This window comes from Pseudomonas sp., assembly GCF_035497915.1.
Taxonomy (GTDB): domain Bacteria; phylum Pseudomonadota; class Gammaproteobacteria; order Pseudomonadales; family Pseudomonadaceae; genus Serpens.
Window position 1 is genome coordinate 1 of record NZ_DATJCS010000019.1, and the last position, 25,813, is coordinate 25,813.

Genomic DNA, 25,813 nt, shown 5'->3' on the forward strand with positions numbered 1-25,813 from the left:
GGCTGGGATACAGCGCCGACAGCCCGGCGATGAACAGCGGGGTGGCGGTGTAGGCGGCGAACATCACGCATTGACGCAGGGTCGGGTTGGCATGGTAGGTGCGCGCCATCCAGTGGATGAACCAGCCCATCACCAGTACACCGATCAGCATGGCCAGGTAGGAAAGCACCGCCAGGGGCAGGGCGCTGGCTTCGGTCAGCCGCACCGCCGGCGCGTTGCCGTGGGCCCAGCCGACCTGGGTGGTGCCGATGAACGCGGAAATCGGCGGAATGGCCGCCAGCACGAACAGGGCATACAGCCGCGGATGGCTGGTCTGCTCCTCGCCGCGGATCTCGCGCCACTCGCTGTTGGGATGGGTGAACAGCCCCCAGACATGATTGATCATGGCCTGCACCTCCTCGGTAGCGGGTCGTCTCCCGTGGCTGTCCGCCAGCGTGCGACCTTGTGTCGCAGTATAGGAAGGCTGGCGAAACGGCAACCGGAGGCCCCCGTTTATCCGGATCAGTGGTAATGGCGCTCGAGGACTTCCATGGCGGCGTTGATGCTCTGCAGGCGCTCGGTGCTGCCACCCCGGTCCGGGTGGTGGCGGCTGACCAACTGGCGGTAGCGCAGGCGGATGCGCGCCAGGTCCAGCGCCGGCTCTTCCTCCAGTTCGAACAGGCGCAGCGCGTCGCGGGTCTGGTCGCCGCCGCTGTCCAGGCGCTTCCAGAAGCTGTCCAGCAGCTGCTCCACGTCCGCCTCGGTGGTGGCGTGCAACTGGTTCATGTCCAGGTAGTAGTCGCGCAACGGGTCGCTTTCGCTCAGTCCCTGGCTGCCGGCCTGATAGGGCAGCAGGCGGATGCGCAGCGGGCTGATCTCCAGGTGCCCGGCCTGCTCATGCCAGAGTCGTTCGCGCAGGCGATACAGGGCGTTGAACACCAGGAAATGGGTGCGAAACAGCACCAGCGGGTCCTGCAGCGAGCGCTGCGACAGGTGCGGATTGCCATCGGCGCGCAGGGTCTGGATCAGCTGATACTCGCTGCTGCCGCCCGGTGCTGCGCGCAGCAGGCCGAGCAGGGTATCGCTGAGGTCGGTGGCGGGGAAGGCGTCGACGGTCATGGGTGGCGGGCAGGGCGGCGTGGGTGCAGGGGAGCCTAGCACAGGGCCGGAATGCGCCACCGTTGATGACCGACTGTCGGGCTGGGGAAATGGCGGCTTTGTGCGTAAAATGCGCGTCCCTTTCCACTCGCCGGGATTTGCCACGCATCATGGGTACGCTGTCCGTCAACCAGAACAAACTGCAGAAACGCCTGCGCCGGCTGGTCGGCGAAGCGGTCGCCGATTTCAACATGATCGAGGAGGGCGACAAGATCATGGTCTGCCTGTCCGGCGGCAAGGACAGCTACACCCTGCTGGACATCCTGCTCTACCTGCAGAAGGTGGCGCCGATCCGCTTCGAGATCGTCGCGGTGAACCTCGACCAGAAGCAGCCCGGCTTCCCCGAGCACGTGCTGCCGCAGTACCTGGAATCCATCGGCGTGCCGTACCACATCATCGAGAAGGACACCTACTCGGTGGTCAAGGAGAAGATCCCGGAGGGCAAGACCACCTGCTCGCTGTGCTCGCGCCTGCGCCGCGGCACCCTGTACACCTATGCCGACGAGATCGGCGCCACCAAGATGGCGCTGGGGCACCACCGCGACGACATCCTGGAAACCTTCTTCCTCAACCTGTTCTACGGCGGCACCCTCAAGGCCATGCCGCCCAAGCTGCGCTCCGACGACGGCCGCAACGTGGTGATCCGCCCGCTGGCCTACTGCAGCGAGAAGGACATCGAAGCCTACGCGAAGCTGCAGGAATTCCCGATCATCCCGTGCAACCTGTGCGGCTCGCAGGAAAACCTGCAGCGTCAGGTGGTCAAGGAGATGCTGCTGGACTGGGAGCGCAAGAGCCCGGGGCGTACCGAAGTGATGTTCCGCGCCCTGCAGAACGTGGCGCCCTCGCAGCTGGCCGACCGCAACCTGTACGACTTCAAGACCCTGAAGATCGACGAGACCGCCACGCCGCGCTTCATCGATGCGATGAGCATTTGAGAACTTGAAGCGCAGCGCGGGATTGGAGTAAGGTCCAGCCCATCGTTTCGGAGAATCCAACCCATGCTCGACCGTACCGTACCTTCCGCTTCGCTCGGCGCCCCGCGTGCCCTGGCGTGCGGCTGCGCGGTCGAAGCGACCGGTTATTTCTTCTACGGGTATTGGTTTAGCCACTTCGGCGTCTGATACCCAGCAGGCGCCCCGGCAAACAGGGTCGCCTACCGCAACGTTTCACAAGAACCCCCGGTCGGCCACCCGACCGGGGGTTTTGTTTTTTCGGGCCCAAAAGGCCGTTTCATGTATCCGAGGATCACCGCATGTACCGCTATCACACCGCTTACCGCTACACCCGTGCCTTCTGGCGATTTAGCCGTGTCGCCGCCGCGCTGACACCACTCGAACGATCGACTCGCTAGTGCCGGGCGGCTCCGCCGCCGGCACACACAAGGAATTTGCCAGATGAACGCTTCCGCCCAACTCGCCGCACTCCAGCCTGCCGTCGCCGCGCGACGCATCGCCCAACCCCTGCCTTCTCCCGCCCTGCTGCGCCAGCGCCTGCCGCTGGAAGCCGCCCTGGCCGCCCGTGTGCACGATCAGCGCCAGGCCGTTCGCGCGATCCTCGATGGCCGCGATCCGCGCCTGCTGGTGGTGGTCGGCCCCTGTTCCATCCACGATCCCGCCGCGGCCCTGGATTACGCCCGGCGCCTGGCCGATCTGGCGCCCGAAGTGGGCGACCAGCTGCTGCTGGTGATGCGCGCCTACATGGAAAAGCCGCGCACCACGGTCGGCTGGAAGGGGCTGGCCTACGATCCGCATCTGGATGGCAGTCACGCCATGGGCGATGGGCTGCAGCTGTCGCGTCGCCTGATGCTGGACATGCTGGCGCTGGGCCTGCCGCTCGCCACCGAACTGCTGCAGCCGCTGGTGGCGGGCTACTTCGATGACCTGCTGGCCTGGGCGGCCATCGGTGCGCGCACCAGCGAGTCGCAGATTCACCGCGAACTGGTCAGCGGCCTCGACCTGCCGGTGGGTTTCAAGAACGGCACCGACGGCAGCCTGGGCATCGCCTGCGATGCCATGCGCTCGGCGGCCCATGCGCACCGTCATTTCGGCATCGACGAGCTGGGGCACCCGGCGCTGGTGGAAACCGCCGGCAATCCCGACACCCACCTGGTGCTGCGCGGCGGGCATGCCGGCCCCAACTTCGATGTGGCCAGCGTCGCGGCGGCGCGCGCCGCACTGGAGAAGCAGGGCATCGCGCCGCGCATCATGATCGACTGCAGCCATGCCAACAGCGGCAAGGACCCGCTGCGCCAGCCGGCGGTGCTGGCGGAAGTGCTGACGCAGCGCCTGGCCGGCGACCGCACGCTGCGTGGCGTCATGCTGGAAAGCCACCTGTTCGACGGCTGCCAGCCGCTGTCCGGCGAGCTGCGCTATGGCGTATCCATCACCGATGGCTGCCTGGGCTGGAACGGCACCGAGCAGTTGCTGCGCGAGACGGCCAGCCGCCTACGTGGTTGACCACCCTGCGGAGCCGCGTTCGCCTCGTGCGGTTGCCGCAACGGAGCGGACGGGGCACCCTGTGCGCCGCTTCGCTCCTCAAGGATTCCTTGCCCATGCGTGACTACCGCTGGCTTCACGAATACTGCCTCAACCGCTTCGGCTCGGCCGAGGCGCTGGAGGCGCGGCTACCGGTTCCGGCCACTGCCGAGGCGCTGCGCGCCGTGCCGGACGACCGCTACCTGTCGCAGATCAGCCTGCGCATCTTCCGCGCCGGCCTCAAGCACAGCCTGGTGGACGCCAAGTGGCCGGCCTTCGAAGAGGCGTTCTTCGGCTTCGTGCCGCAGAAGGTGGTGCTGATGGGCGCCGAGCATCTGGAGCGGCTGATGGGCAATGCCCGGCTGATTCGCCACCCGGGCAAGCTGGCCAGCGTGCCGCGCAACGCGCAGATGATTCTCGACGTGGCGGCCGAGCATGGCAGTTTTGGCGCCTTTCTCGCCGACTGGCCGGGCGAGGACATCGTCGGCCTGTGGCGTTATCTGGCCAAGCACGGCAATCAGTTGGGCGGGCTGTCCGCGCCGCGTCTGCTGCGCATGGTCGGCAAGGACAGCTTCATTCCCAGCGAGGACGTGGTGGCCGCGCTCAAGGCACAGGGCATCGTCGACAAGGCGCCAAGCAGCCAGCGCGACCTGGCGGCGGTGCAGACCGCCTTCAACGCCTGGCGGGCCGAGAGTGGCCGGCCGCTGTGCCAGCTGTCCATGATGCTGGCCTATACCGTCAATCACTGAGTCGTGCAATTTCGCCATTTTTTGCTACACGCTGCGGTCAAATACCGTTGATCGATAGGTTTTGAAAATCGATCCCTGGCTAGGCATAGTCCCGCGAATTGTTCCCTTCGCGACACGATCGAGCCATGCCCAACCGCCTTGCTACCCTCGTGCCCCTGGCCCTCGCCGCGCTGCTCGTCGGCTGTGCCTCCACGCCTGCCCAGCGGAACTCCGCGGCGCAGGAGCGAACGAGTCTGAGTGAAGCCCATGTCCGTCTGGCGGACCTGGAGTCCGAGCTTGAGGCCGCGCGGCAGGCGGCCCTGGAGCAACGCCGTCAGGAACACCAAGTGGAGCGCCTGCTGGAACGCGGCTTCCAGCTGGTCGGCACCCGTTACCGGTACGGCGGTACCACGGTCAAGAGCGGTTTCGATTGCAGCGGGTTCATCGGCTACCTGTTTCGCAACGAGGCCGGCGTCGACCTGCCGCGCTCCACGCGCCAGATGATTCGCTACGACGCGCCGAAGGTCGCGCGCGATGCGCTGGAGCCTGGCGACATCGTGTTCTTCAGCACCCGCCGCAAGGGGCGGGTCGATCACGCCGGCATTTATATCGGCGACAACCGCTTCATCCATTCGGCCAGCCGCCGCAGCGGCGTGCGGGTGGATCGGCTGGACCAGGGTTACTGGGCGCCGCGCTACCTGCAGGCCAAGCGTGTGCTGGACATCGCGCCACAACCCCTGAATCTGGCCCGGCTGGAGCGCTGATCGCGGCTGAAGCCGCTCCTACCAGGCCGCGCAGGGCGAGAATTGTAGGAGCGACTTCAGTCGCGAGCTTTGGCACGCCCGATCAGGGCGCCTGCCTGCACCAACGCCGTGCGGATCGGCCCGGGTTGCTCTCGGCGGCAACACTGGGCAAAGTGATGGCTCTCTCACCCGAGGAGCCCGCCATGTCCACCGCAGTCCGTCTACTGCTCTGGCCTGTCCTGTTCGGCCTGCTGGCTGCCTGTTCCTCCCATCAGCCGGATTCCGGCGTGGTCTACACCGCGCGTGCGGCCTCGGCGCAGCCCAGCGATGTGCTGTTTCGCGCCATCGGCCTGGTGGGCACGCCGTACCGCTGGGGTGGCAACACGCCGGAAAGCGGCTTCGATTGCAGCGGTCTGATCGGTTTTGTCTACAAGGACGCCGCCGGCATCCTGCTGCCGCGCACCACACGGCAGCTGGGCGAGCTGGGCGTTCCTGCGGTCAAGCGCAAGGCCCTGCAGCCGGGCGATCTGCTGTTCTTCGCCACCAGCGGCTGGGGCAAGGTCAGTCATGCGGGGATCTATGTGGGCGAGGGACGTTTCGTGCATGCGCCGTCGTCCGGTGGCACGGTGCGCCTGGACAGCCTGTCCAATCGTTATTGGGACAAGGCTTATGTCGGCGCAAAACGACTTATTGACGACAAAGGACTGGCACATCGCTGAAGTACTACCAAAGATTGACCATTTTCGTCGCCATTTAGGCGGTTTTCCCTACTGAGCGCCCCTATAATGCCGTCCGTTAACGTTCCGTACAGGGCCCTATATCAGGGCCTCTCCGGATGAAGCACGGAAGTAAGGGATATGTTCGCGGCTGGCCGCGAGCACCACAAGGAGCCGCCTCATGAGCCTGTTTTGGTGGCAGGAACCCTGCCAGTCTCTGGACCATGTCGCCCTGCGCAAGGCCACCGAGCGCCAGCGCCGCCAGCTCAAGCCCGTCCGCGCCCTCGGCCGGCTGGAACCCTTCCTGATTCGACTCGCCGCCCAGCAGGGGAGGGAGATGCCTCACCTGTCCCGCCTGGGCTGTTACCTGTTCGTCGCCGATCATGGCGTGGCCGAGGTCGGCGTGTCGGCCGTGCCGCGCGCGGTGACCGGCATGATGCTCGGCAACATCGCCGAGGGCGTGTCGGCGCTGTCCATCCTGGCCCGCCGGCTGAATGCCTCGCTGGATATCGTCGATCTGGGCACGGTGCGTCAACCGGCCGATCTGCCCGGGGTGCGCCACCTGCAACTGGCCGCCGGCACGCGCAACTTCCTTGCCGAGGATGCCATGACGCCGGCGCAATGCCTGGTCGCGCTGGAAGCCGGGCGCGAAGCGGCCGGGCGGGCCCTGTCCGCCAATCTCGATCTGTTCATCGGGGGTGCCCTCGGGGTGGGTTCGAGCACCTCGGCCAGTGCCCTGGCCTGCGCCCTGCTCGGCTGTCCGGCGGAGCTGATGGTTGGTCCGGGCTGCGGCCTGGATGCCGCCGGCGTGGCGCGCAAGCGCACGCTGATCGAAGCGGCGCTGGAGCGTCACCAGGCGGTGCTGGAGAGTCCCCTGGGGTTGCTGCAGAGCCTGGGCGGTTTCGAGATCGCGGCGCTGACCGGCGCCTACCTGGGTTGCGCCCAGCTGGGCGTGCCGGTGCTGGTGGACGGCTTCGTCAGTACCGTCGCCGCCTTGCTGGCCACCCGCCTCAATCCCCGTTGCCGCCCGTGGCTGCTGTTCTCCCACTGCACCGCCGAGCCGGGCCACCACTGGTTGCTGGATGCGCTCCAGGCCGAGCCGTTGTTGCAGCTGGATCTGCTGCTCGGCGACGGCAGCGGTGCCGCCCTGGCGGTGCCCATGCTGCAGGCGGCGTGCGCGCTGCACGCCGAGCTGGCCAGCCTGGATGACGGCCTGAAGCACATGGCGGCGCCGGAAGAGTCCGCGCCGACGCGGCGGGTCGGCGGCTGATCCGATTTATTCCGGGCTGTCGGTGAGCGGCAGGTCGAGAGTGGCGATGAAGCCGCCCTCGGCATGGTTGGCCAGCAGCAGCTGACCGCCGTGGCGTTCCGCAGCCCGGCGGGCCATGGCCAGGCCCAGTCCGTAGCCAGCGGCGGTCTGTCCCGGCGCCCGGAAGAACGGCTCGCCGAGCTGATCCAGGTGCTCCTCGGAAACGCCCGGCCCGTGGTCGCGCACGCTGAGCAGCAAGCGATTCTGGCGCCGCTCGGCGCGCACCTCGATGGGCTGGTCGGGCGGGCTGAAGCGCTGCGCGTTGCGCAGCAGATTGTCCACCGCCCGCTCCAGCATGTCCGGCCAGCCCTGCAGGTGCAAGCCGCTTTCCACGTCCAGACGGATCGGCTGATCGGGCGCCGCCAGCCGCGCGTCCTCGCGCAGGCGGCCGAGCAGCTCGGCGATGTCGATGGCATGGCTGGCGCCGGGATTGCTGTCCAGGCGGGCCAGCGCCAGGATCTCGCTGATCAAGGCCTCCAGGCGGTCGCATTCCTGGTTCAGGCGTGGCCAGAGTCTCGCCCGCTCCGGTTCGTCCGCGCGTTCGGCCAGCGCCAGGGCGATGCGCAGCCGCGCCAGCGGCGAGCGCAGCTCGTGGGATACGTCGCGCAGCAGCTGGCGCTGGCTGCTGATCAGTCCCTGCAGGCGTTCGCCCATGCGGTTGAAGTCGCCGGCCAGTTTGCCGAATTCGTCCCGGCGCGCCGCCAGCGCCGCCAGGCTGTGCTGCTGGTAGCTGGTCTGGCCCAGGTCATGCACGGCGCTGCGCAGACGATTGAGCGGGCGACTGATGGCCAGGGTCAGCAGCAGGCTGAACAGGGTGAGCACCACCAGGGCGATGCCCAGCGCGCTCAGCGGCCAGAGCAGGCTGTCGCGATGCCAGGCGGCCAGTTCGGTGTGGGGGATGCGGTAGAGGAACAGGTAGGTGTCGCCCGTGTCCGGGCTGGTGTAATCGGTGCCCAGCCGGCGCCACGGCAGGTGCGGATGGCGGGCGCGCGGCCCGTCCGGCGCCATGGCGCGGCGTGGCGCGGTGCCCTGCAACAGCGGCTCGCCACCATCGCCGAACACCTGCACGTCGATGCGATGCTCGCGGCGCACGGCGTCGAGGAGCTGGCGGGCCTGCTCGGCGCCCTGCTGCTCATAGACGGCGGTCCAGCGTTCGGCCAGATCCTTGACCACCGGATGGCGCGCCAGGATCCACGAATCCTGATTCAGGGTGCGGCCCAGCAGCAGCGACAGGCCGGCCACCAGGGCCAGGGCCAGCCAGAAGCTCGCCAGGATTCGCCAGAAGATCGAGCGCACGGTATTCTCCGGAAGCAAAAATGCCGGTCAGGCTGCGACCTGACCGGCGTTACGGTTGGTGGTGGATATTACTGGGCTTTGGCCTTGTCGGCCTTCCACTCCTGGAACTCGCTCCATTCGGCCTGGCGCTCGTCCATGGTCTTGCGCATCTCGTCGAAGCGCTTCTGCTGTTCGGGCGTCAGCAGCTTGCGGACTTCCTGCTGGCGCTTGTCGCGGTTGTCGCGCATTTCCTTCTGCATGGCCTCGCGCTCCTTCTGCGGCAGCTTGTCCAGGTAGCGCTGGTGGATTTCCCGATGGGCCTTGTGCTGCTCGCCCATGATGCGGCCGATCTCGCGGCGCTGTTCACGGGTCAGGTCCAGGTCGCGCATGCCGCCGTCATGCTTGCCGTGGAAGCCCTTGTGTTGCATGCCTTGCATGGCCTCCGGGCCGCAGGGGGCCGACGGGCCGGGCATGGCCAGGGCGGCGGCGGGGAGGGCGGCGGCGATCAGCAGGGCAGCGAGAGTCTTGCGCATGAGTACATCCTCTTCAGTCGTTCCGGCGATTCCGGATGAGCTCAGTCTAAGGATGTGAAGGTCAGGCGCGGTCAGCCGACGGTAAAGCCTGGGTAAAGGAAGCCCGCGCGATCAGTGGGGCTGGCGGGCGTAGTAGTAGCCCCGGCTGCGCAGCGCGAGGATGCGCGGGCTGCCATCCGGGTGCGGGCCGAGTTTCTTGCGCAGGTTGCTGACGTGCATGTCCAGGCTGCGGTCGTACAGGGTCAGCTTGCGGCCGAGGGCCAGCTGGGCGAGTTCCTGTTTATCCAGTGGCTCGCCCGGCTGCGCGAGCAGGGCTCCGAGCAGCCGGCCTTCGGATACCGTCAGGCTGACCTCGTGCTCGCCGATGCGTGCCACGCCGCGCGCGGGGCTGAAGGTCAGGTCGTCCAGCTCCAGCTGGCTGGGCGCGCTCGGCGCCACGCTGCGGCGCAGCACCGCGCGCAGGCGGGCGGTCAGTTCGCGGGGATCGCAGGGCTTGGCCAGGTAATCGTCGGCGCCCAGCTCCAGGCCGAGAATACGGTCCAGCGGTTCGCCGCGCGCCGAGAGCATCAGTACCGGCAGCTCGGCATGCCGGCTGCGCAGCTGCTTGAGCAGCTCCAGGCCGCTGCCGTCGGGCAGCATCACGTCCAGCACCACGGCGGCGGGCGCGTTCTGCGCCAGTTCCGCGCGGGCGCTCTGCCCGTCATGGCAGGCGCGCACCTCGAAGCCTTCCTGGCGCAGCCAACTGGCCAGCAGCTCGCAGAGCTCCTGGTCGTCGTCGATCAGCAACACCTGGCTCATGGTGTCAGGGGAAGACCTGCTTGAACGGCTTGACGATGACGTCGGCGTACACGCCCGCATCCCGGTAGGGATCGGCGGCCGCCCAGTCACGCGCGGCCTGCAGGGAGTCGAACTCGGCGACCACCAGGCTGCCGGTGAAGCCTTCGCCACCCTCGGCCGGATGCGGGCCGGCCAGCACCATGCGACCCTCGTCCTTCAGCTGTTGCAGGCGCGCCAGATGGGCCGGGCGGGCGGCCAGGCGCTGTTCCAGGGTGCCAGGCGCGTCGGTGGCGATGATGGCGTACAGCATGTTCATTCCTCGCCCTGCTTGGGGGCATCGTGTTGCAGGTGGCGCGCCAGGAAGATGCCCTGGCCGACCAGGAACAGCAGGGTCATGCCCAGGCTGCCGAAGACCTTGAAGTCCACCCAGATGTCATGGAAGGTGAAGGCCACGAACAGGTTGGCGAAGCCGCTGATCAGGAAAAACACCACCCAGGCCAGGTTCAGGCGCACCCACAGATGCCGCGGCAGGCTGATCGCGTGACCCATGATGCGCTGCACCAGCGGGCGGTCGCCGATGAAATGCGTGGCGGCGAAGGCGACCGCGAACAGCCAGTTGACCACCGGCGCCTTCCATTTCAGGAAGGTCTCGCTGTGGAAGGCCAGCGTCATGCCACCGAACACCAGGCAGGCGAGGAGGGTCAACCACTGGCCCTTCTCCAGTTTTTTCTGCTGCACGAAGAGCAGGCCGTAGACGATCACCGAGCTGGCGATCAGCACGCCGGTGGCGCTGAAGATGCCGCCGAGTTCGACACTCTGGCCGGCCAGTTCGACGGTGCGCGGGTCCATCTTGTAAACGATGAAGAACAGGATCAGCGGAATGAAATCAATCAGTTGTTTCACAGTGGCAGCCAGGCGCGGGATGACGCGGCATAATAACAAACATGACTGAATGCGAAAGCGGCCCCCTGAAGGTCGATCTGCACTGCCACAGCACCGCCTCCGACGGCGTGTTCCCGCCCGCCGATGTGGTGGCGCGCGCCCATGCCTGCGGCGTGGGGCTGCTGGCCCTAACCGATCACGACACCCTGGATGGCCTGGAGGAAGCCCGCGCCGCCGCCGAGCGGCTGGGCATGCGCTTCGTCAACGGCGTGGAACTGTCCTGCCTGTGGGGTGGCGCCACCATCCATGTGCTGGGCTACGGCTTCGATCCCCAGGCGCCGGCGCTGTGCGCGGCCCTGGAGGAACTGCGCCTGGCGCGCTGGAGTCGGGCCGAGGAGATCGCCCGGCGCCTGGCGGCCAAGGGCATGCCCGGCGCGCTGGAAGGCGCCCGGGCCGTCCAGCAGGAACTGGGCGATGCCCAGAATGCCCCGGGGCGTCCGCATTTCGCCGAATTCCTGCTGCGCGCCGGGCATGTGCGTGACCGTTCCGAGGCGTTTCGCAAGTGGTTGGGCGCCGGCAAGCTGGGCGACGTCAAACAGCACTGGCCGAGCCTGGAACAGACGGTGGCCACCTTGCGTGCCGCCGGTGCCTGGGTCAGCCTGGCTCACCCGCGCCAGTACGACTTCACGCGCAGCAAGCGGCGCCGACTGGTCAGCGAGTTCATCGCCGCCGGCGGCCAGGCGCTGGAAGTGGTCAATGGCCTGCAGCCGGCCGAGCAGGTCGGCAGTCTGGCCATCCTGGCCCGCGAATTCGGTCTGCTGGCCAGCGTCGGCAGCGACTTCCATGCCCCGGCCCAGTGGGCCGAGCTGGGACTTTATCGCCCTCTGCCGGAAGACCTGTTGCCGTTGTGGCTGCGTTTCAGCGACAGTCCGCCCAGGGCCGTGCATTGAGCAAGGGAGAGGTCATGAGCCAGTTTTTCCAGATCCATCCGGAGAATCCCCAGCCGCGCCTGATCAAACAGGCGGCGGAAATCCTGCGTGCCGGCGGGGTGATCGTCTATCCGACCGATTCCTCCTACGCGCTGGGCTGCCAGTTGGGTGACAAGGGCGCGCTGGAGCGCATTCGTCGCCTGCGCCGGCTGGACGACAAGCACAACTTCACCCTGGTGTGCTGCGACCTCTCGCAGCTCGGCATCTTCGCCAAGGTGGACACCGGCGCGTTCCGCCTGCTGAAGATACACACCCCCGGGCCTTACACCTTCATCCTCGACGCCACCCGCGAAGTGCCGCGCATGCTGCTGCACCCCAAGCGCCGTACCATCGGCCTGCGCGTGCCGGCGCACCCGATTGCCCAGGCGCTGCTGCGCGAGCTGGGTGCGCCGCTGATGTCGGTGAGCCTGATCATGCCCGACGAGGACCTGCCGCTCAGCGATCCCTACGACATGCGCGGCCTGCTGGAACATCACGTGGACCTGATCATCGATGGCGGCTTCGGCGGCCTGGAAGCCTCCACGGTGATCAACCTGACCGGCGAGCGCCCCGAAGTGACGCGGGTCGGCTGTGGCGATCCCGAGCCGTTCCTGGAAACCGCCTGACGCCATGACGTCGATCGAGGCGCAGGCCGCCATCCCCGTTCCGGAGCAGCTGCCGCTGGCGCTGGTGTACGGCGAGGCCGTCACCGAGATGCCTCAGGATCTGTACATCCCGCCGGATGCCCTGGAGGTGTTCCTCGAAGCCTTTGAGGGGCCGCTGGACCTGCTGCTCTACCTGATCCGCAAGCAGAACATCGACATCCTCGACATCCCGGTGGCGGAAATCACCCGCCAGTACATGGGCTACGTCGAGCTGATGAAGGTCGCGCGCCTGGAGCTGGCCGCCGAGTACCTGGTGATGGCCGCCATGCTCGCCGAGATCAAGTCGCGCATGCTGCTGCCGCGCTCCAGCGAGGAAGACGACGACGAGGACGACCCGCGCGCCGAGCTGATCCGCCGCCTGCAGGAGTACGAGCGCTTCAAGGCGGCCGCCGAGGACCTCGACGAGCTGCCGCGCCTGGGCCGCGACCTGCACGTGCCGCGCCTGGACGCCCCGCAGGCGCGCGCACGCACCCTGCTGCCTCAGGTCGAGCTGTCCGAGCTGCTGCTGGCCATGGCCGAGGTGCTGCGCCGCGCCGACATGTTCGAAAGCCACCAGGTGACCCGCGAGGCGCTGTCCACCCGCGAGCGCATGAGCGAAGTGCTGGAGCGCCTGCGTGAGGGTCACTTCGTGCCGTTCGGCCAGCTGTTCCGCATCGAGGAAGGCCGCCTGGGCGTGGTGGTGACCTTCATGGCCATCCTCGAACTCATCAAGGAATCCCTGGTCGAGCTGGTGCAGAACGAACCCTTCGCCCCCATCCACGTCCGTGTCCGCGCCGAGGCCGAGCAAGTATGAACCTGTCCGACCCGAACGATCTGGCCACTCTGCTCGAAGCGCTGCTGCTGGCTGCCGGCAAACCGCTGTCGCTGGAGCGCCTGGGCGAGTTGTTCGACGAGGTCGAGCGCCCGGACGCCGTGCAGCTGCGTGCGGCGCTGGAGGTGCTCGGCCAGCGCTGCGAAGGGCGCGCCTTCGAGCTGAAGGAAGTCGCCAGCGGCTATCGCCTGCAGGTGCGCGAGCGCTTCGCCCCGTGGGTCGGCCGCCTGTGGGAGGAGCGCCCGCAGCGCTATTCCCGCGCGCTGCTGGAAACCCTGGCGCTGATTGCCTACCGTCAGCCGATCACCCGCGGCGAAATCGAGGACATACGCGGCGTGCAGGTCAGCAGCCAGATCATCAAGACCCTGCAGGAACGCGAGTGGATCCGGGTGGTCGGCTACCGCGAGGTGCCCGGCCGGCCGGCGATGCTGGCCACCACCAAGGCCTTCCTGGATCACTTCAACCTGAGCGGCCTCGACGGTCTGCCGCCACTGGCCGAGCTGCGCGCCATGGAACCGGAGCCGCTGCCGGTGCAGGACGACGATCTGCCGGTGCCGGCCGGGCTGCAGGCGCGCGCCGATGGCCTGGCGGTGGACGAGGACGGCCTGCCGCCGGCCAGTGAGGTCAGCTTCCGCACCCTGCTGGCCGAGCTGGATGAAATGGAGCTGGGCCTGAAGACCGACTTCGACGATCTGCTCGAAGAGGAAGTGGAAGCGGCGGCAGGGGACGAGGAGGGCGACGACCCCTCGTTCGATTCTGGCGCCGAGGTGCTTTTGTGACGGGCTTTTGACACGTAATGATGTCATATTGCAGTCAGTCATCCGGGGCGTTAGGGTGGCGCGGATTGATGGATCAGGGAACGACGACAATTGAGCAACACGTTGCGCTTGCGACTCGAGGACATGCTGGCCAATCCCTACTCGGACCAGCTGAACCAGGGCTTTCGCCGCTTAAACTTTGCCGCCGAACTGGAAGCGGAGTACCGGCGTTATCAGCTTGACCACACCTTCGCGTTGCGCCGCGTTGCGCTACTCCTCTGCGTGCTGATCCTGCTGGTGCAGGGCGCCCTGGATTTCCGCTTCATCGCGCCGCCGGTGCTCTGGTGGGTGATCGGGGTGCGCGCCGCCATGCTGGTGCTGCTGCTGGCCTGCGTCGCCCTGGTGCTGCAGCGGCGTCACAGCCGCCTGCTCAGCCCGCTCACGCTGGCGTGCGTGCTGGGCATGGGCGTCGGCTCCGCGGTGGTGGTGGTGCTGGCCCAGTGGGTCTATCCCGGCTATCCCTCCGAAGGTCTGCTGCTCATCTGCCTGGGCAGCTATTTTCTCGCCGGCATGCGCCTGCCCGAGGCGATCGGTGTATCGCTGGGCATCGTGCTCGTCTACGCCGGGCTGGAGCTGACCATCGGCACCCAGACCAACCTGCTTTCGCAATTGCTGTACCTGCTGTTCGGCAACCTGATCGGCGCTGCCGGCTGCTATCAGCTCGAATACAAGTCCCGCGAACAGTTCCTCATTCGGCGCCTGCTGCGCCAGCTGGCCGACCGCGACAGCCTGACCGGCCTGCACAATCGGCGCAGCTTCCACCGCCATCTGGACACCCTGTGGCGGCAGAGCCAGCGCGAGGGCCAGCCGGTGGCGATGCTGCTGGGCGATATCGATCACTTCAAGCGCTACAACGACTGCTATGGCCACCAGGCCGGCGACGAGACCCTGCAGCGCGTGGCCTTCCTGTTCGAGGATGCCGCGCGCCGGCCGCTGGACATGGCGGTACGCCTGGGTGGCGAGGAATTCGCCCTGCTGCTGTATGGCAGCAACGCCGACGACGCCCGCGAACGGGCCGAGACACTGTGCGCGCGCCTGCGCAATCTGGCCATTGAGCACGCGGCCTCGCCGTCCGGGGTGGTGACCCTGTCGGTGGGCGGGATCAGCATCGTCAGCTGCGACATCCTGCGTTCCATCGATGAGCTGTATGTGCGGGCCGACCAGGCGCTGTACCGCGCCAAGGCAGGCGGTCGCGACCGTGTGGTGATGGCCAGCGACCGGCTCGAGGTGGGGCCGGAAGTCGATCTGGACCGCGAAGCGTTCCAGCAGGACGCCTGATGCATGGATGCACGCCGCCGGGAGGTTTGGATGCCATGGAGCGCCTGATACAGGCCGACGGTCAGCCCAGGATCGGCATCTTTCCCCGGGGTCCGGCGCTGATCAATCATCGCGACTTCGACCTGCGCTCGCCCATGGGCCGGCGCCTCGGCGCGCTGGCCCGCTGGCGGCGCTTTCACCAGTTCCAGTACTTCGGCCTGATCAGCGAGGAGCTGATCGGCGGTTGCGCGCTGGCCGATCTGAGCCTTCTCGGTGCGGGTTTTGTCTACCTCTACCATCCGGCCAGCGGGCGGCGTGTGGTCCGCCAGTTCCGTCTGCCGCTGGGCCTGGGTACGCGCTTCTCGCAGGCGCCGGATGACGGTGTCTGCGAGCTGAGCTGGCGCGGCAACCGGCTGCGCATGGACAACCGGGGGAGCGTGAAGCGTCTCGAGGTCAGCCTCGACGACGGTTTGCGTATCGAGGCGGCCTTCGACGAACAGGCCTTCCAGCCGATGCACATCTGCACGCCCACCGGTCCGACCGGCTGGGTGTATGCCCGCAAGGTGGCCGGCGTGCGCTGCGAAGGGCGGGTGCGCAGCCCGCTCGGCGAGTTCAACCTGCGCGCGCTGGACTGCTTCGCCCATCACGACTGGTCGGCCGGCTATATGCGTCCGGAAACCTGCTGGAACTGGGCCTGTCTGTCCGGCGAGGCGCAGGGCCTGCGGGTCGGCCTCAATCTGTCCTGCGGCGTCAACGAAACCAGTTTCAGCGAAAACTGCTTCTGGCTGGACGGCGAGCTGTACCCGGTGGGCGGGGTGCGTTTCGCCTTCGACCGCGACCAGCCGCTGGCGCCCTGGCGTATCCACTCCGGCGACGGTCGGGTCGAGCTGCGCTTCGAGGGGCGCGGCCTGCACGCCGAACGGGTCAACGCGCTGCTGCTGGCCAGCAACTTCAAGCAGGTTTATGGCTGTTTCAGCGGCCGGCTGTGCCCGCCGGGCCGGCCGGCCGTACCCATCGACAACCTCTGGGGCTTCGTGGAAGACCACTATGCGAAGTGGTGACGGCGCGCCGCGCCGCCCTGGCGTATATTTAGCCCACTAATGGTTAGCTTAACTACAAGAATCATGAGCCAGTTCGATCAACACACCTTCGCCATGCTGCTCACCCAGCTTTCCCGCTCCTGGCGCGCCGAGCTGGACCGCCGGCTGGCCGACCTCGGTCTGTCCCAGGCGCGCTGGCTGGTGTTGCTGCACCTGTCGCGCTTCGACTCGGCGCCGACCCAGAGCCAGCTGGCGCAGAGCGTCGGCATCGAGGGGCCGACCCTGGCCCGTCTGCTCGATAGCCTGGAAGGCCAGGGGCTGGTGCAGCGCCTGGAGGCGCCGGAAGACCGCCGCGCCAAGCGGGTGATGCTCTGCGAACAGGCGCTGCCGCTGATCCAGCGCATCCAGCGCATCGCCGACGAATTGCGCGGCCAGTTGCTGGCCGGCATCGACCCCGCCGACCTGCAGCTGTGCCAGCAGGTGCACCGGCGCATCCTGGGCAATCTGCAGGCGCTGAACTGAACGAGTGCATTGCGCGTTGAGCGCTTGGCTCCGGCACGCGTATAATGCCGCGCTTCCGAAATTTCCCGCCTGGGAGCCCCCGCCATGCTGCGCATCAGCCAAGAAGCCCTGACTTTCGACGACGTCCTCCTGATCCCCGGTTATTCCGAGGTGCTGCCCAAGGATGTCAGCCTCAAGACCCATCTGACTCGCGGCATCGAGCTGAACATTCCGCTGGTTTCCGCGGCAATGGACACCGTCACCGAGGCGCGCCTGGCCATTGCCATGGCCCAGGAAGGCGGCATCGGCATCATCCACAAGAACATGAGCATCGAGCAGCAGGCTGCCGAGGTGCGCAAGGTCAAGCGCCACGAGACCGCCATCGTGCGCGACCCGGCCACCGTCACCCCGGAAACCAAGATCAGCGAACTGCTGGCCAAGGCCCGCGAGTACGGCTTCTCCGGCTTCCCGGTGGTCAAGGGCAACGAGCTGGTCGGCATCGTCACCGGCCGCGACCTGCGCTTCACCCCGAACGCCGGTGACAACGTCGCCGCGATCATGACCCCCAAGGACAAGCTGGTCACCGTCCTGGAAGGCACGCCGCTGGAAGAGATCCGCGCCAAGCTGTACGAGAACCGCATCGAGAAGATGCTGGTGGTCGACGAGAGCTTCAACCTGCGCGGCCTGGTCACCTTCCGTGACCTGGAAAAGGCCAAGACCTATCCGCTGGCCTCCAAGGACGAGCAGGGTCGCCTGCGCGTCGGCGCCGCCGTCGGCACCGGTGCCGACACCGAAGAACGTATCCGCGCCCTGGCCGCCGTCGGCGTGGACGTGGTGGTGGTGGACACCGCCCACGGCCACTCCCGTGGCGTGCTCGAGCGCGTGCGCTGGGTCAAGCAGAACCTGCCGGAGCTGCAGGTGATCGGCGGCAACATCGCCACCGCCGAAGCCGCCCTGGCGCTGGTCGAAGCCGGCGCCGACGGCGTCAAGGTCGGCATCGGCCCGGGCTCCATCTGCACCACCCGCATCGTCGCTGGCGTCGGCGTGCCGCAGATCAGCGCCGTGGCCAATGTGTCCGCCGCCCTCAAGGGCACTGGCGTGCCGATGATCGCCGATGGCGGCATCCGCTTCTCCGGCGACCTGTCCAAGGCCATCGCCGCTGGCGCCAATGCCGTGATGATGGGCTCGATGTTTGCCGGCACCGAAGAAGCGCCGGGCGAAACCGAACTGTTCCAGGGCCGTACCTACAAGGCCTACCGTGGCATGGGCTCGCTGGGCGCCATGGCCCAGGCCCAGGGTTCCTCTGACCGCTACTTCCAGGACTCTTCCGCCGGCGCCGAGAAGCTGGTGCCGGAAGGCATCGAAGGCCGCGTGCCCTACAAGGGCGCCCTGTCCGCCATCATCCACCAGCTGATGGGTGGCCTGCGCGCCTCCATGGGTTACACCGGCAGCGCCGACATCGACACCATGCGCAGCCGTCCGCAGTTCGTGCGCATCACCGGTGCCGGCATGGCCGAGTCCCACGTGCACGACGTGCAGATCACCAAGGAAGCGCCGAACTACCGCGTCGGCTAAACGCCGCGCTGCGGCGCAGCGCAACAGGTCAATGAAACACAGGGGCTGGGTGAATCAGCCCCTTGTCATTTGCGAATACTCACGAGAAATGCCCCATGGCTCATCCTGACATCCACGCCCACCGGATCCTGATCCTGGACTTCGGTTCCCAGTACACCCAGCTGATCGCCCGCCGTGTGCGCGAGATCGGCGTGTACTGCGAACTGCACCCGTTCGACATGAGCGACGAGGCGATTCGCGCCTTCAACCCGCGCGGCATCATCCTCGCCGGCGGCCCGGAGTCGGTGCATGCAGCCGACAGCCCGCGCGCGCCGCAGGCGGTGTTCGACCTGGGCGTGCCGCTGTTCGGCATCTGCTATGGCATGCAGACCATGGCCGAACAGCTGGGCGGCAAGGTGGAAGGTTCCGACCTGCGTGAATTCGGCTACGCCCGCGTCGACGTGGTCGGCAAGAGCCGCCTGCTGGACGGCATCGAGGACCATGTGGACGCCGATGGCGTGCTCGGCCTGGACGTGTGGATGAGCCACGGTGACAAGGTCACCCAGCTGCCGGAAGGCTTCCACATGCTGGCCAGCACCCCGAGCTGCCCGCTGGCCGCCATGGCCGACGACGCGCGCGCCTACTACGGCGTGCAGTTCCACCCGGAAGTGACCCACACCAAGCAGGGCGGTCGCATCCTGTCGCGCTTCATTCTCGACATCTGTGGCTGCGAGGCGCTGTGGACTCCGGCCAACATCGTCGAGGACGCCATCGCCCAGGTGCGCGCCCAGGTCGGCGACGCCAACGTGCTGCTCGGCCTGTCCGGCGGCGTGGACTCCTCGGTGGTTGCCGCGCTGCTGCACAAGGCCATCGGCGATCAGCTGACCTGCGTGTTCGTCGATAACGGCCTGCTGCGTCTGCACGAGGGTGACCAGGTGATGGCCATGTTCGCCGAGAACATGGGCGTCAAGGTTATCCGCGCCAACGCCGAGGCCAAGTTCCTCGGTGGCCTGGCCGGCGTCAGCGACCCGGAGCAGAAGCGCAAGATCATCGGTCGCACCTTCATCGAGGTGTTCGACGAGGAGTCCGGCAAGCTGGACAACATCCAGTTCCTCGCCCAAGGCACCATCTACCCGGACGTGATCGAGTCGGCCGGCGCCAAGACCGGCAAGGCCCACGTGATCAAGAGCCACCACAACGTCGGCGGCCTGCCCGAGGACATGAAGCTCAAGCTGGTCGAGCCGCTGCGCGAGCTGTTCAAGGACGAGGTGCGCAAGATCGGCCTGGAGCTGGGCCTGCCCTACGACATGGTCTACCGCCACCCGTTCCCCGGCCCGGGCCTGGGCGTGCGCATCCTCGGCGAGGTGAAGAAGGAATACGCCGACCTGCTGCGCCGCGCCGACCACATCTTCATCGAGGAACTGCGCAACTTCGACTGGTACCACAAGACCAGCCAGGCCTTCGTGGTGTTCCAGCCGGTGAAATCGGTCGGCGTGGTCGGTGACGGCCGTCGCTATGCCTGGGTCGTCGCCCTGCGCGCCGTGGAAACCATCGACTTCATGACCGCGCGCTGGGCGCACCTGCCCTACGAGCTGCTGGAGAAGGTCTCCAACCGCATCATCAATGAAATCGAAGGCATCTCCCGCGTCACCTACGACGTGTCGAGCAAGCCGCCGGCCACCATCGAGTGGGAATGATGAGGTAGCGTTTTTTACCGTTCAACGTCATTCGTGAAATACGCTGAGGCCCCTGTAAATGCAGGGGCCTTTGTGTTTCTGTCGTTCACTAACCATCATCGGTAAACACCGGCTGGGGCCGGTCGATCTGGCGGTGGTTTCAACACCAGCTCAAGCGCAGGATTGAGTCCGCAACAAATCGCACCGACGACTTTGTACGGGCAGAGGGGGAAATATCCGTGTCGTTCAATTCCTATCAGCCACGGAGTACGACACATGCAGCCGATCAAGCGCGCCATCCGCCGCCCCGAAATCCTGGCGAAAACCGGCCTGTCGGCCACCACCATCTACAACCTAGAGAAGCGCGGCGAGTTCCCGCAGCACTTCATGCTGACGCCGCGCTGCGCCGTGTGGTTCGAGGCCGAAGTCGATGCCTGGCTGGATCAGTGCATGGTCAACCCTGCCAGCCCAGCCCAGCCCAGCCCAGCCCAGCCCAGCCCGCGCGCCGGACGTGTCGCTGCGCAAGTCGAGCCGTGGCCGAGCGGCGGCGGGTGAGGATCGAGAAGTTCGGCGCCCTTACTGTGCGCCTGTTCCAAGCCCAGGAGCTGCCGCAGCGCGCCTATGTGGGCGCTATCGAGCTGGTCACCGACGGCCCGCCGTGCGGGCCTTGCCTTGATAATTCCTCAGCGAACTACGTGGTGAATCGCTCAGGGTTTCGTGTGGATCTAGTGCGACGCACTGAGCAGACTGGAAGTATTCATTTCTTAAGGAAACTCTGAAAAAGCCGTCATTCCCACGCAGACGGGAATCCACAAGGCCCGCAGCACCTGGGCTCACGCCTGCGTGGGGGCGACGGAAAATGGGTTTTCCGCGTCTCCCCAAATAGTCGTATAGAATCAACAGCTTGCGTGTTAATTGTTGAATCATAATCTAACCAGTAAGCGTTTATTTATTTCCGGAAAACCTGCGAAGAAAATAAAACTATACATTTTCAGGAATTAGCGTATATTCGCCTCACTGCTTTGCAATTGCCACTTCGATACACAGTTTGATGGTTCAACGCCTCATCTCCCTGGTTCGTTTTGCTGTTGACTTCTCAGTCTCGGCCTGAATGTTTCAGCGTCGCAGTCTTAATTTACCCCGGAGATACACCATGTCTACTCGTCAAACTGGCACCGTCAAGTGGTTCAACGATGAGAAAGGTTTCGGCTTCATCACCCCGGCTGATGGCAGCGCCGACCTGTTCGTTCACTACCGCTCAATCGAAAGCGCAGGCTTCAAAAGCCTGAGCGAAGGCCAATCCGTCTCTTTCGTGCCGGCCAAAGGCCAGAAAGGGATGCAGGCTGATCAGGTTCAAGTCAACTAAGACGCCTGATGCAAAAAAGCCCCGCAATGCGGGGCTTTTTTTTGTCTGGAATAAACTGGACCCTGCTGGGCGGTCTGCGGGTCGGCCCCCCGGTGCGCGGCCAAGGCCCAGCTCGATGCGCCCCGGATAGAGCACGGCGGTCGCCGAACTGGCGATGCCTTCCATGTTGTGATGTTCGGCCACCCAGAGGCGCGAGAAGCGGGTCATGGCCGGCGGCGTGGTCGCCGCGTTGGCCGGTCCCCTGCTGGCGCGTCTGGGCGGGCCGTTGCTGCATCCGGAATACCTGGGTTCGTTCCTGATCATCGCAGTGGTCTCGCTGATCGCCAGCGGTGTCCTGCTGGGTTTCCACGTCCCGGCATCGGCGACCGCCGCAGTGCTGGCAGGCGGCGGGCGGCCGACAGCGCGGATTGTTCTGCAGCCGGCCTATCTGGTCGCGCTGTTCGGCGCGGCCACGGGTTACGGCGTCATGATCCTGGCGATGACCGCCACGCCGATCGCCATGCTGCATGCCGAACATGAACTGGCCACGGCCGCGACCGTTATCCAGCTGCATGTGCTGGGCATGTTCCTGCCGTCCTTCTTCACCGGTTCGCTCATTGCACGTTTCGGCGTACTGCGCGTCATGGCCGCCGGGATACTGCTGTTGCTCGGCCACATTCTCACCACCCTGAGCGGTATGGGCTTCGGCTCCTTCGCCAGCGCGCTAATCCTGCTCGGCGTGGGCTGGAACTTCCTGTACATCGGCGGCACCACACTGCTGACCAGCACCTACGCGCCGAATGAAAGGGCGCGGGCACAGGCCATCAACGACATGACGATCTTCGTTATCGGGCTGGCCTGCTCGTTCAGTGCCGGTGGCTTGCTGCAAGCGCTGGGCTGGATGGAGATGAACCTTGTGCTGCTGCCCTGGCTCGTCCTGGCGGGATTGTCTCTGGCCTGGCTTGGCCTCAGACCGTCGCGACCGCTGCCCGACTGCCGCGATCCGGTGGCTCGCGTGCCGGCCTCCCCGATCCGCGCGCTTCGGCGCCGGAAGCCGCCGATCACCTGACGCCCCCTGCTGGCTGGCGTAGAGCCTCGGCTGACGGGCCTTGGCCCGGTGCCGGCTAGGCCCTGCGGCGCGCCGGCTTGATGCTGGCGGAGCTGGACCTGATCGCCATCAACGAGGCGTTCGCCGCCCAGATGCTGGGCGGCGCCAGGCAACTCGGCGTAGTCTTCGACGACCCGCGGCGCCATCGCCCTCGAACACCGCTCACAACAAGACCGGAGAATTCCCCATGGCCGACAAGGCACGCTTCAACTGGGCAGACCCGCTGCTGCTCGACCAGCAACTCAGCGAAGAGGAGCGCATGGTGCGCGACAGCGCCGCGCAGTTCGCCACCGACAAGCTGGCGCCGCGCGTGCTGGAAGCCTTCCGCCACGAGCGGACCGACCCGGCGATCTTCCGCGAAATGGGGGCGACCGGCCTGCTCGGCGCGACCATTCCGGAAGCCTACGGCGGCAGCGGCCTGAATTACGTGTGCTACGGGCTGATCGCCCGGGAAGTCGAGCGCGTCGATTCCGGCTATCGCTCGATGATGAGCGTGCAGTCCTCGCTGGTGATGGTGCCGATCTTCGAGTTCGGCAACGAGGCCACCCGGCAGAAGTACCTGCCCAGGCTGGCCAGCGGCGAATTCATCGGCTGCTTCGGTCTGACCGAGCCGAACCACGGTTCCGATCCGGGTTCGATGATCAGCCGCGCCCGAAAGGTCGACGGCGGCTACCGGCTGACCGGCAACAAGATGTGGATCACCAACAGCCCGATCGCCGATGTGTTCGTGGTATGGGCCAAGGACGACGCCGGCGAGATCCGCGGCTTCGTGCTGGAGAAGGGCTGGCCAGGCCTGAGCGCGCCGGCGATCCACGGCAAGGTTGGCCTGCGCGCCTCGCTCACCGGCGAGATCGTCATGGACAACGTGTTCGTCCCGGAAGAAAACGCCTTCCCCGACGTGCGCGGCCTGAAGGGCCCGTTCACCTGCCTGAACTCGGCGCGCTACGGCATCGCCTGGGGCGCACTGGGCGCCGCCGAAGACTGCTGGCACACCGCGCGTCAGTATGTGCTGGATCGCCAGCAGTTCGGCCGTCCCCTGGCGGCCAACCAACTGATCCAGAAGAAGCTCGCCGACATGCAGACCGAGATCACCCTGGCGCTGCAAGGTTGCCTGCGCCTGGGGCGGATGAAGGACGAGGGCACCGCGGCGGTGGAAATCACCTCGCTGATGAAGCGCAACAGCTGCGGCAAGGCGCTGGATATCGCCCGCCTGGCCCGCGACATGCTCGGCGGCAACGGCATCAGCGACGAGTTCGGCATCGTGCGGCACCTGGTCAACCTGGAAGTGGTGAATACCTACGAGGGCACCCACGACATCCATGCGCTGATCCTCGGCCGCGCGCAGACCGGCATCCAGGCGTTCTGCTAACGGTGCCGGCGCTGCGGCTCCGTCGCCGGGGGGAACGAACTGCCGCTTCATTCTGACTGTCATCTGTGCGCCCCTTTCGTTTCGCCTTCGGGCCCCAGGAGCGTGACATGGCGAATGAGCGCACGGTCTCCACCATCAACCCGCCGGTCTTCTATCCGTCGGCCGTGCTGATTCTGGCGTTGGTGCTGTTTGCGGTCGTTACGCCGGACACCGCCCAGCAGGTGTTCGGCCAGGCGCAGGCGTGGATCACCGTCAACGCCAGCTGGTTCTACATCCTGGCCGTGGCGCTGTTTCTGCTGTCGGTGGTGTTCATGGCCGTCAGCCGCTACGGCGACATCAAGCTCGGGCCGGACCACAGCGAGCCGGATTTTGCCAACTACAGCTGGTTCGCCATGCTGTTCTCGGCCGGCATGGGTATCGGCCTGATGTTCTTCGGCGTGGCCGAGCCGGTCATGCACTACCTGTCGCCGCCGGTGGGCGAGGGCGGTACGGCCGTGGCGGCGCGCGAGGCGATGAAGATCACCTTCTTCCACTGGGGGCTGCATGCCTGGGCGGTGTACGCGGTGGTGGCGCTGATCCTGGCCTATTTCGGCTATCGCCACGACCTGCCGCTGACGCTGCGCTCGGCGCTGTACCCGCTGATCGGCGAGCGCATCTATGGCCCGATCGGGCATGCCGTGGACATCTTTGCGGTGCTGGGCACGGTGCTGGGCGTGGCGACCTCGCTGGGCTTCGGCGTGGCGCAGATCAACAGCGGGTTGAACTACCTGTTCGATGTGCCCCAGGGCGTCGGCGTGCAGGTCATCCTCATCCTGGCGGCGATGAGCCTGGCGACCCTGTCGCTGGCCACCGGGCTGGAGCGCGGCATCCGCATTCTGTCCGAGACCAATCTGCTGCTGGCCGTGCTGCTCATGCTGCTGGTGCTGATCATGGGGCCGACGGTGTTCCTGCTGCAGGCCTATGTGCAGAACACCGGCAGCTACCTGGCGGATATCGTCGACAAGACCTTCAACCTGTATGCCTACGAGCCGACCGACTGGATCGGCGGCTGGACCCTGTTCTACTGGGGCTGGTGGATCGCCTGGTCGCCCTTCGTCGGCATGTTCATCGCGCGGATCTCCCGGGGTCGAACGATCCGCGAGTTCGTCAGCGGCGTGCTGCTGGTGCCGGCCGGTTTCACCCTGATGTGGATGACGGTGTTCGGCGACAGCGCCATCCACATGATTCATGTGCAAGGCCTGGACAGCCTGGGGGCGGCGGTGAACGCCGACACCGCCCAGGCGCTGTTCGCCTTCCTGCAGGCATTCCCCCTCGGTTATCTGCTATCGCTGCTGGCGGTGGTGATGGTGCTGGTGTTCTTCGTCACGTCGGCCGACTCCGGCGCCATGGTGGTGGACATGCTGGCTTCCGGCGGCCATGGCAAGACCCCGCTGTGGCAGAAGCTGTTCTGGTCCTTGATCATGGCGGCGACCGCCATCGCGCTGCTGCTGGCCGACGGGCTGACCGCGCTGCAGACCGCCACCATTGCCAGCGCCTTGCCCTACACCCTGTTTCTGCTGGCGGCCACCTGGGGACTGCTCAAGGCCTTGCGCCTGGACGCCACCAAGCGGCGGGTGCGCTTCCAGTCCCTGAGCCTGTCGCGCGCCCACGGCCACGGCAGCGAGAGCTGGCAGCGACGGCTGCGCGGCATGGTGATGATGCCGCGGCGCAGCCATGTGGTGCGTTTCATCCAGGATACGGTCACCCCGGCCTGCGAGGCGGTGGCGGAGGAGCTGCGCAAGCAGGGCTTCGAGGTTGAGGTGGACACCGAACGACCCGAATCGGTGAGTCTGGTCATTCGCCATCCGGGCGAGCCGGATTTCCTCTACGGGGTACGCCCGCGCGCCTACGTGCAGCCGAGCTTCATCGTCAGCGAGGAAGAAGAGGACGAGGCGCGCAAGTACTTTCGCGCCGAGGTGTTCCTGCGCGAAGGGGGCCAGGACTACGACATCATGGGCTGGGGTCGCGACGGCGTGATCGGCGACATCCTGGATCAGTACGAGCGGCACCGGCACTTCGTGCACGTGGCGCGCTGAGGGACCGGGACATTTTGTCGCGAAACCGACGGGCCGGCGCTCTCGCCCTGAT

At 66.6% G+C, this 25,813-nt stretch carries 28 protein-coding genes and 1 pseudogene; 21 read left to right on the forward strand and 8 right to left on the reverse strand.

The features are described from left to right. Both VL129_RS06560 and VL129_RS06565 read right to left on the reverse strand, forming a co-directional pair. Positions 1-385: Yip1 family protein (locus VL129_RS06560; protein ID WP_325411299.1), on the reverse strand; the 385-nt coding region annotated here is incomplete at its 3' end. 116 nt (positions 386-501) lie between these two features. Then, positions 502-1,098: a DNA-J related domain-containing protein gene (locus tag VL129_RS06565; RefSeq protein ID WP_325411301.1), complete on the reverse strand. Its 597-nt coding sequence runs from the start codon at positions 1,096-1,098 to the stop codon at positions 502-504. A gap of 149 nt (positions 1,099-1,247) precedes the next feature. Here VL129_RS06565 and ttcA point away from each other — a divergent pair, with 149 nt between their 5' ends. The 7 genes from ttcA to cobT all read left to right on the forward strand — a co-directional run bounded on the left by ttcA (position 1,248) and on the right by cobT (position 7,068). Continuing rightward, on the forward strand, positions 1,248-2,072 hold the full coding sequence (gene ttcA / locus VL129_RS06570; RefSeq protein ID WP_325411303.1) for a tRNA 2-thiocytidine(32) synthetase TtcA: 825 nt from the start codon (positions 1,248-1,250) through the stop codon (positions 2,070-2,072). Between the two features lie 63 nt (positions 2,073-2,135). After that, positions 2,136-2,258 carry a hypothetical protein gene (locus VL129_RS06575; protein ID WP_325411305.1) on the forward strand — a complete coding sequence of 41 codons (123 nt, stop codon included), beginning with the start codon at positions 2,136-2,138 and terminating at the stop codon, positions 2,256-2,258. Positions 2,259-2,531: 273 nt separating this feature from the next. Beyond that, positions 2,532-3,593: a 3-deoxy-7-phosphoheptulonate synthase gene (locus tag VL129_RS06580; RefSeq protein WP_325411307.1), complete on the forward strand. Its 1,062-nt coding sequence runs from the start codon at positions 2,532-2,534 to the stop codon at positions 3,591-3,593. Positions 3,594-3,688: 95 nt separating this feature from the next. Continuing rightward, on the forward strand, positions 3,689-4,360 hold the full coding sequence (locus VL129_RS06585) for a DNA-3-methyladenine glycosylase I (protein ID WP_325411309.1): 672 nt from the start codon (positions 3,689-3,691) through the stop codon (positions 4,358-4,360). Between the two features lie 125 nt (positions 4,361-4,485). Next, entirely contained in the window at positions 4,486-5,103 is a 618-nt protein-coding gene (locus VL129_RS06590) for a C40 family peptidase (RefSeq protein WP_325411311.1), read from the forward strand. 182 nt (positions 5,104-5,285) lie between these two features. Continuing rightward, positions 5,286-5,801: a C40 family peptidase gene (locus VL129_RS06595; RefSeq protein WP_325411313.1), complete on the forward strand. Its 516-nt coding sequence runs from the start codon at positions 5,286-5,288 to the stop codon at positions 5,799-5,801. Between the two features lie 178 nt (positions 5,802-5,979). Beyond that, the gene (gene cobT, locus VL129_RS06600) at positions 5,980-7,068 is read left to right on the forward strand and encodes a nicotinate-nucleotide--dimethylbenzimidazole phosphoribosyltransferase (protein WP_325411315.1); all 1,089 of its coding nucleotides are present in this window, start codon (positions 5,980-5,982) and stop codon (positions 7,066-7,068) included. Positions 7,069-7,074: 6 nt separating this feature from the next. On the opposite strand, the gene VL129_RS06605 is transcribed toward cobT, so the two are convergent. The 5 genes from VL129_RS06605 to VL129_RS06625 form a co-directional block, all read right to left on the reverse strand. Beyond that, positions 7,075-8,403, reverse strand: coding sequence for a sensor histidine kinase (locus tag VL129_RS06605; RefSeq protein ID WP_325411317.1), 1,329 nt, complete (start codon positions 8,401-8,403; stop codon positions 7,075-7,077). A gap of 68 nt (positions 8,404-8,471) precedes the next feature. Further along, positions 8,472-8,915: a Spy/CpxP family protein refolding chaperone gene (locus tag VL129_RS06610; protein WP_325411319.1), complete on the reverse strand. Its 444-nt coding sequence runs from the start codon at positions 8,913-8,915 to the stop codon at positions 8,472-8,474. Positions 8,916-9,026: 111 nt separating this feature from the next. Then, positions 9,027-9,713, reverse strand: a complete 687-nt coding sequence (locus VL129_RS06615; RefSeq protein ID WP_325411322.1) for a response regulator transcription factor — start codon at positions 9,711-9,713, stop codon at positions 9,027-9,029. Positions 9,714-9,717: 4 nt separating this feature from the next. Then, positions 9,718-10,002, reverse strand: coding sequence for a YciI family protein (locus tag VL129_RS06620; protein ID WP_325411407.1), 285 nt, complete (start codon positions 10,000-10,002; stop codon positions 9,718-9,720). A gap of 2 nt (positions 10,003-10,004) precedes the next feature. Then, a complete protein-coding gene (locus VL129_RS06625) occupies positions 10,005-10,595 on the reverse strand; it encodes a septation protein A (RefSeq protein WP_325411324.1) in 591 nt (196 codons plus the stop codon). 65 nt (positions 10,596-10,660) lie between these two features. On the opposite strand from VL129_RS06625, the gene VL129_RS06630 reads away from it, so the two are divergent. The 11 genes from VL129_RS06630 to VL129_RS06680 all read left to right on the forward strand — a co-directional run bounded on the left by VL129_RS06630 (position 10,661) and on the right by VL129_RS06680 (position 21,230). Continuing rightward, complete coding sequence (locus VL129_RS06630) at positions 10,661-11,524, forward strand: PHP domain-containing protein (protein WP_325411409.1); 864 nt, start codon at positions 10,661-10,663, stop codon at positions 11,522-11,524. A gap of 14 nt (positions 11,525-11,538) precedes the next feature. Beyond that, positions 11,539-12,168, forward strand: coding sequence for an L-threonylcarbamoyladenylate synthase (locus VL129_RS06635; RefSeq protein WP_325411326.1), 630 nt, complete (start codon positions 11,539-11,541; stop codon positions 12,166-12,168). Positions 12,169-12,289: 121 nt separating this feature from the next. Then, positions 12,290-13,000, forward strand: coding sequence for a segregation and condensation protein A (locus VL129_RS06640; RefSeq protein WP_325411411.1), 711 nt, complete (start codon positions 12,290-12,292; stop codon positions 12,998-13,000). Continuing rightward, positions 12,997-13,797: an SMC-Scp complex subunit ScpB gene (gene scpB / locus VL129_RS06645; RefSeq protein ID WP_325411327.1), complete on the forward strand. Its 801-nt coding sequence runs from the start codon at positions 12,997-12,999 to the stop codon at positions 13,795-13,797. Before VL129_RS06640 ends, scpB begins: the two co-directional genes overlap by 4 nt. A gap of 123 nt (positions 13,798-13,920) precedes the next feature. Next, complete coding sequence (locus VL129_RS06650; protein WP_414705153.1) at positions 13,921-15,114, forward strand: GGDEF domain-containing protein; 1,194 nt, start codon at positions 13,921-13,923, stop codon at positions 15,112-15,114. Positions 15,115-15,149: 35 nt separating this feature from the next. Then, a complete protein-coding gene (locus tag VL129_RS06655) occupies positions 15,150-16,154 on the forward strand; it encodes a DUF2804 domain-containing protein (RefSeq protein WP_325411331.1) in 1,005 nt (334 codons plus the stop codon). 63 nt (positions 16,155-16,217) lie between these two features. Continuing rightward, positions 16,218-16,655 carry a MarR family transcriptional regulator gene (locus VL129_RS06660; RefSeq protein ID WP_325411333.1) on the forward strand — a complete coding sequence of 146 codons (438 nt, stop codon included), beginning with the start codon at positions 16,218-16,220 and terminating at the stop codon, positions 16,653-16,655. Between the two features lie 84 nt (positions 16,656-16,739). Beyond that, positions 16,740-18,209 (forward strand): IMP dehydrogenase, encoded by a 1,470-nt coding sequence (gene guaB / locus VL129_RS06665; RefSeq protein ID WP_325411335.1) that lies wholly within the window; start codon positions 16,740-16,742, stop codon positions 18,207-18,209. Positions 18,210-18,304: 95 nt separating this feature from the next. Then, positions 18,305-19,885, forward strand: coding sequence for a glutamine-hydrolyzing GMP synthase (gene guaA, locus VL129_RS06670; RefSeq protein WP_325411337.1), 1,581 nt, complete (start codon positions 18,305-18,307; stop codon positions 19,883-19,885). Positions 19,886-20,140: 255 nt separating this feature from the next. After that, positions 20,141-20,419, forward strand: coding sequence for a helix-turn-helix transcriptional regulator (locus VL129_RS06675; protein ID WP_325411339.1), 279 nt, complete (start codon positions 20,141-20,143; stop codon positions 20,417-20,419). 598 nt (positions 20,420-21,017) lie between these two features. Further along, entirely contained in the window at positions 21,018-21,230 is a 213-nt protein-coding gene (locus VL129_RS06680) for a cold-shock protein (RefSeq protein WP_325411341.1), read from the forward strand. A gap of 75 nt (positions 21,231-21,305) precedes the next feature. Here the strand turns inward: VL129_RS06680 and VL129_RS17145 are convergent. Continuing rightward, positions 21,306-21,533 (reverse strand): annotated as a pseudogene (locus VL129_RS17145) (hypothetical protein); the annotation flags it as partial. Here VL129_RS17145 and VL129_RS06690 point away from each other — a divergent pair. The 3 genes from VL129_RS06690 (at position 21,436) to betT (ending at position 25,761) form a co-directional block, all read left to right on the forward strand. Beyond that, positions 21,436-22,278, forward strand: coding sequence for an MFS transporter (locus VL129_RS06690; RefSeq protein ID WP_325411343.1), 843 nt, complete (start codon positions 21,436-21,438; stop codon positions 22,276-22,278). The pseudogene VL129_RS17145 and the gene VL129_RS06690 overlap by 98 nt on opposite strands. A gap of 226 nt (positions 22,279-22,504) precedes the next feature. Further along, on the forward strand, positions 22,505-23,686 hold the full coding sequence (locus VL129_RS06700) for an acyl-CoA dehydrogenase (RefSeq protein WP_325411346.1): 1,182 nt from the start codon (positions 22,505-22,507) through the stop codon (positions 23,684-23,686). 107 nt (positions 23,687-23,793) lie between these two features. Then, positions 23,794-25,761, forward strand: coding sequence for a choline BCCT transporter BetT (betT, locus tag VL129_RS06705; protein WP_325411348.1), 1,968 nt, complete (start codon positions 23,794-23,796; stop codon positions 25,759-25,761). Positions 25,762-25,813 lie beyond the last annotated feature (52 nt).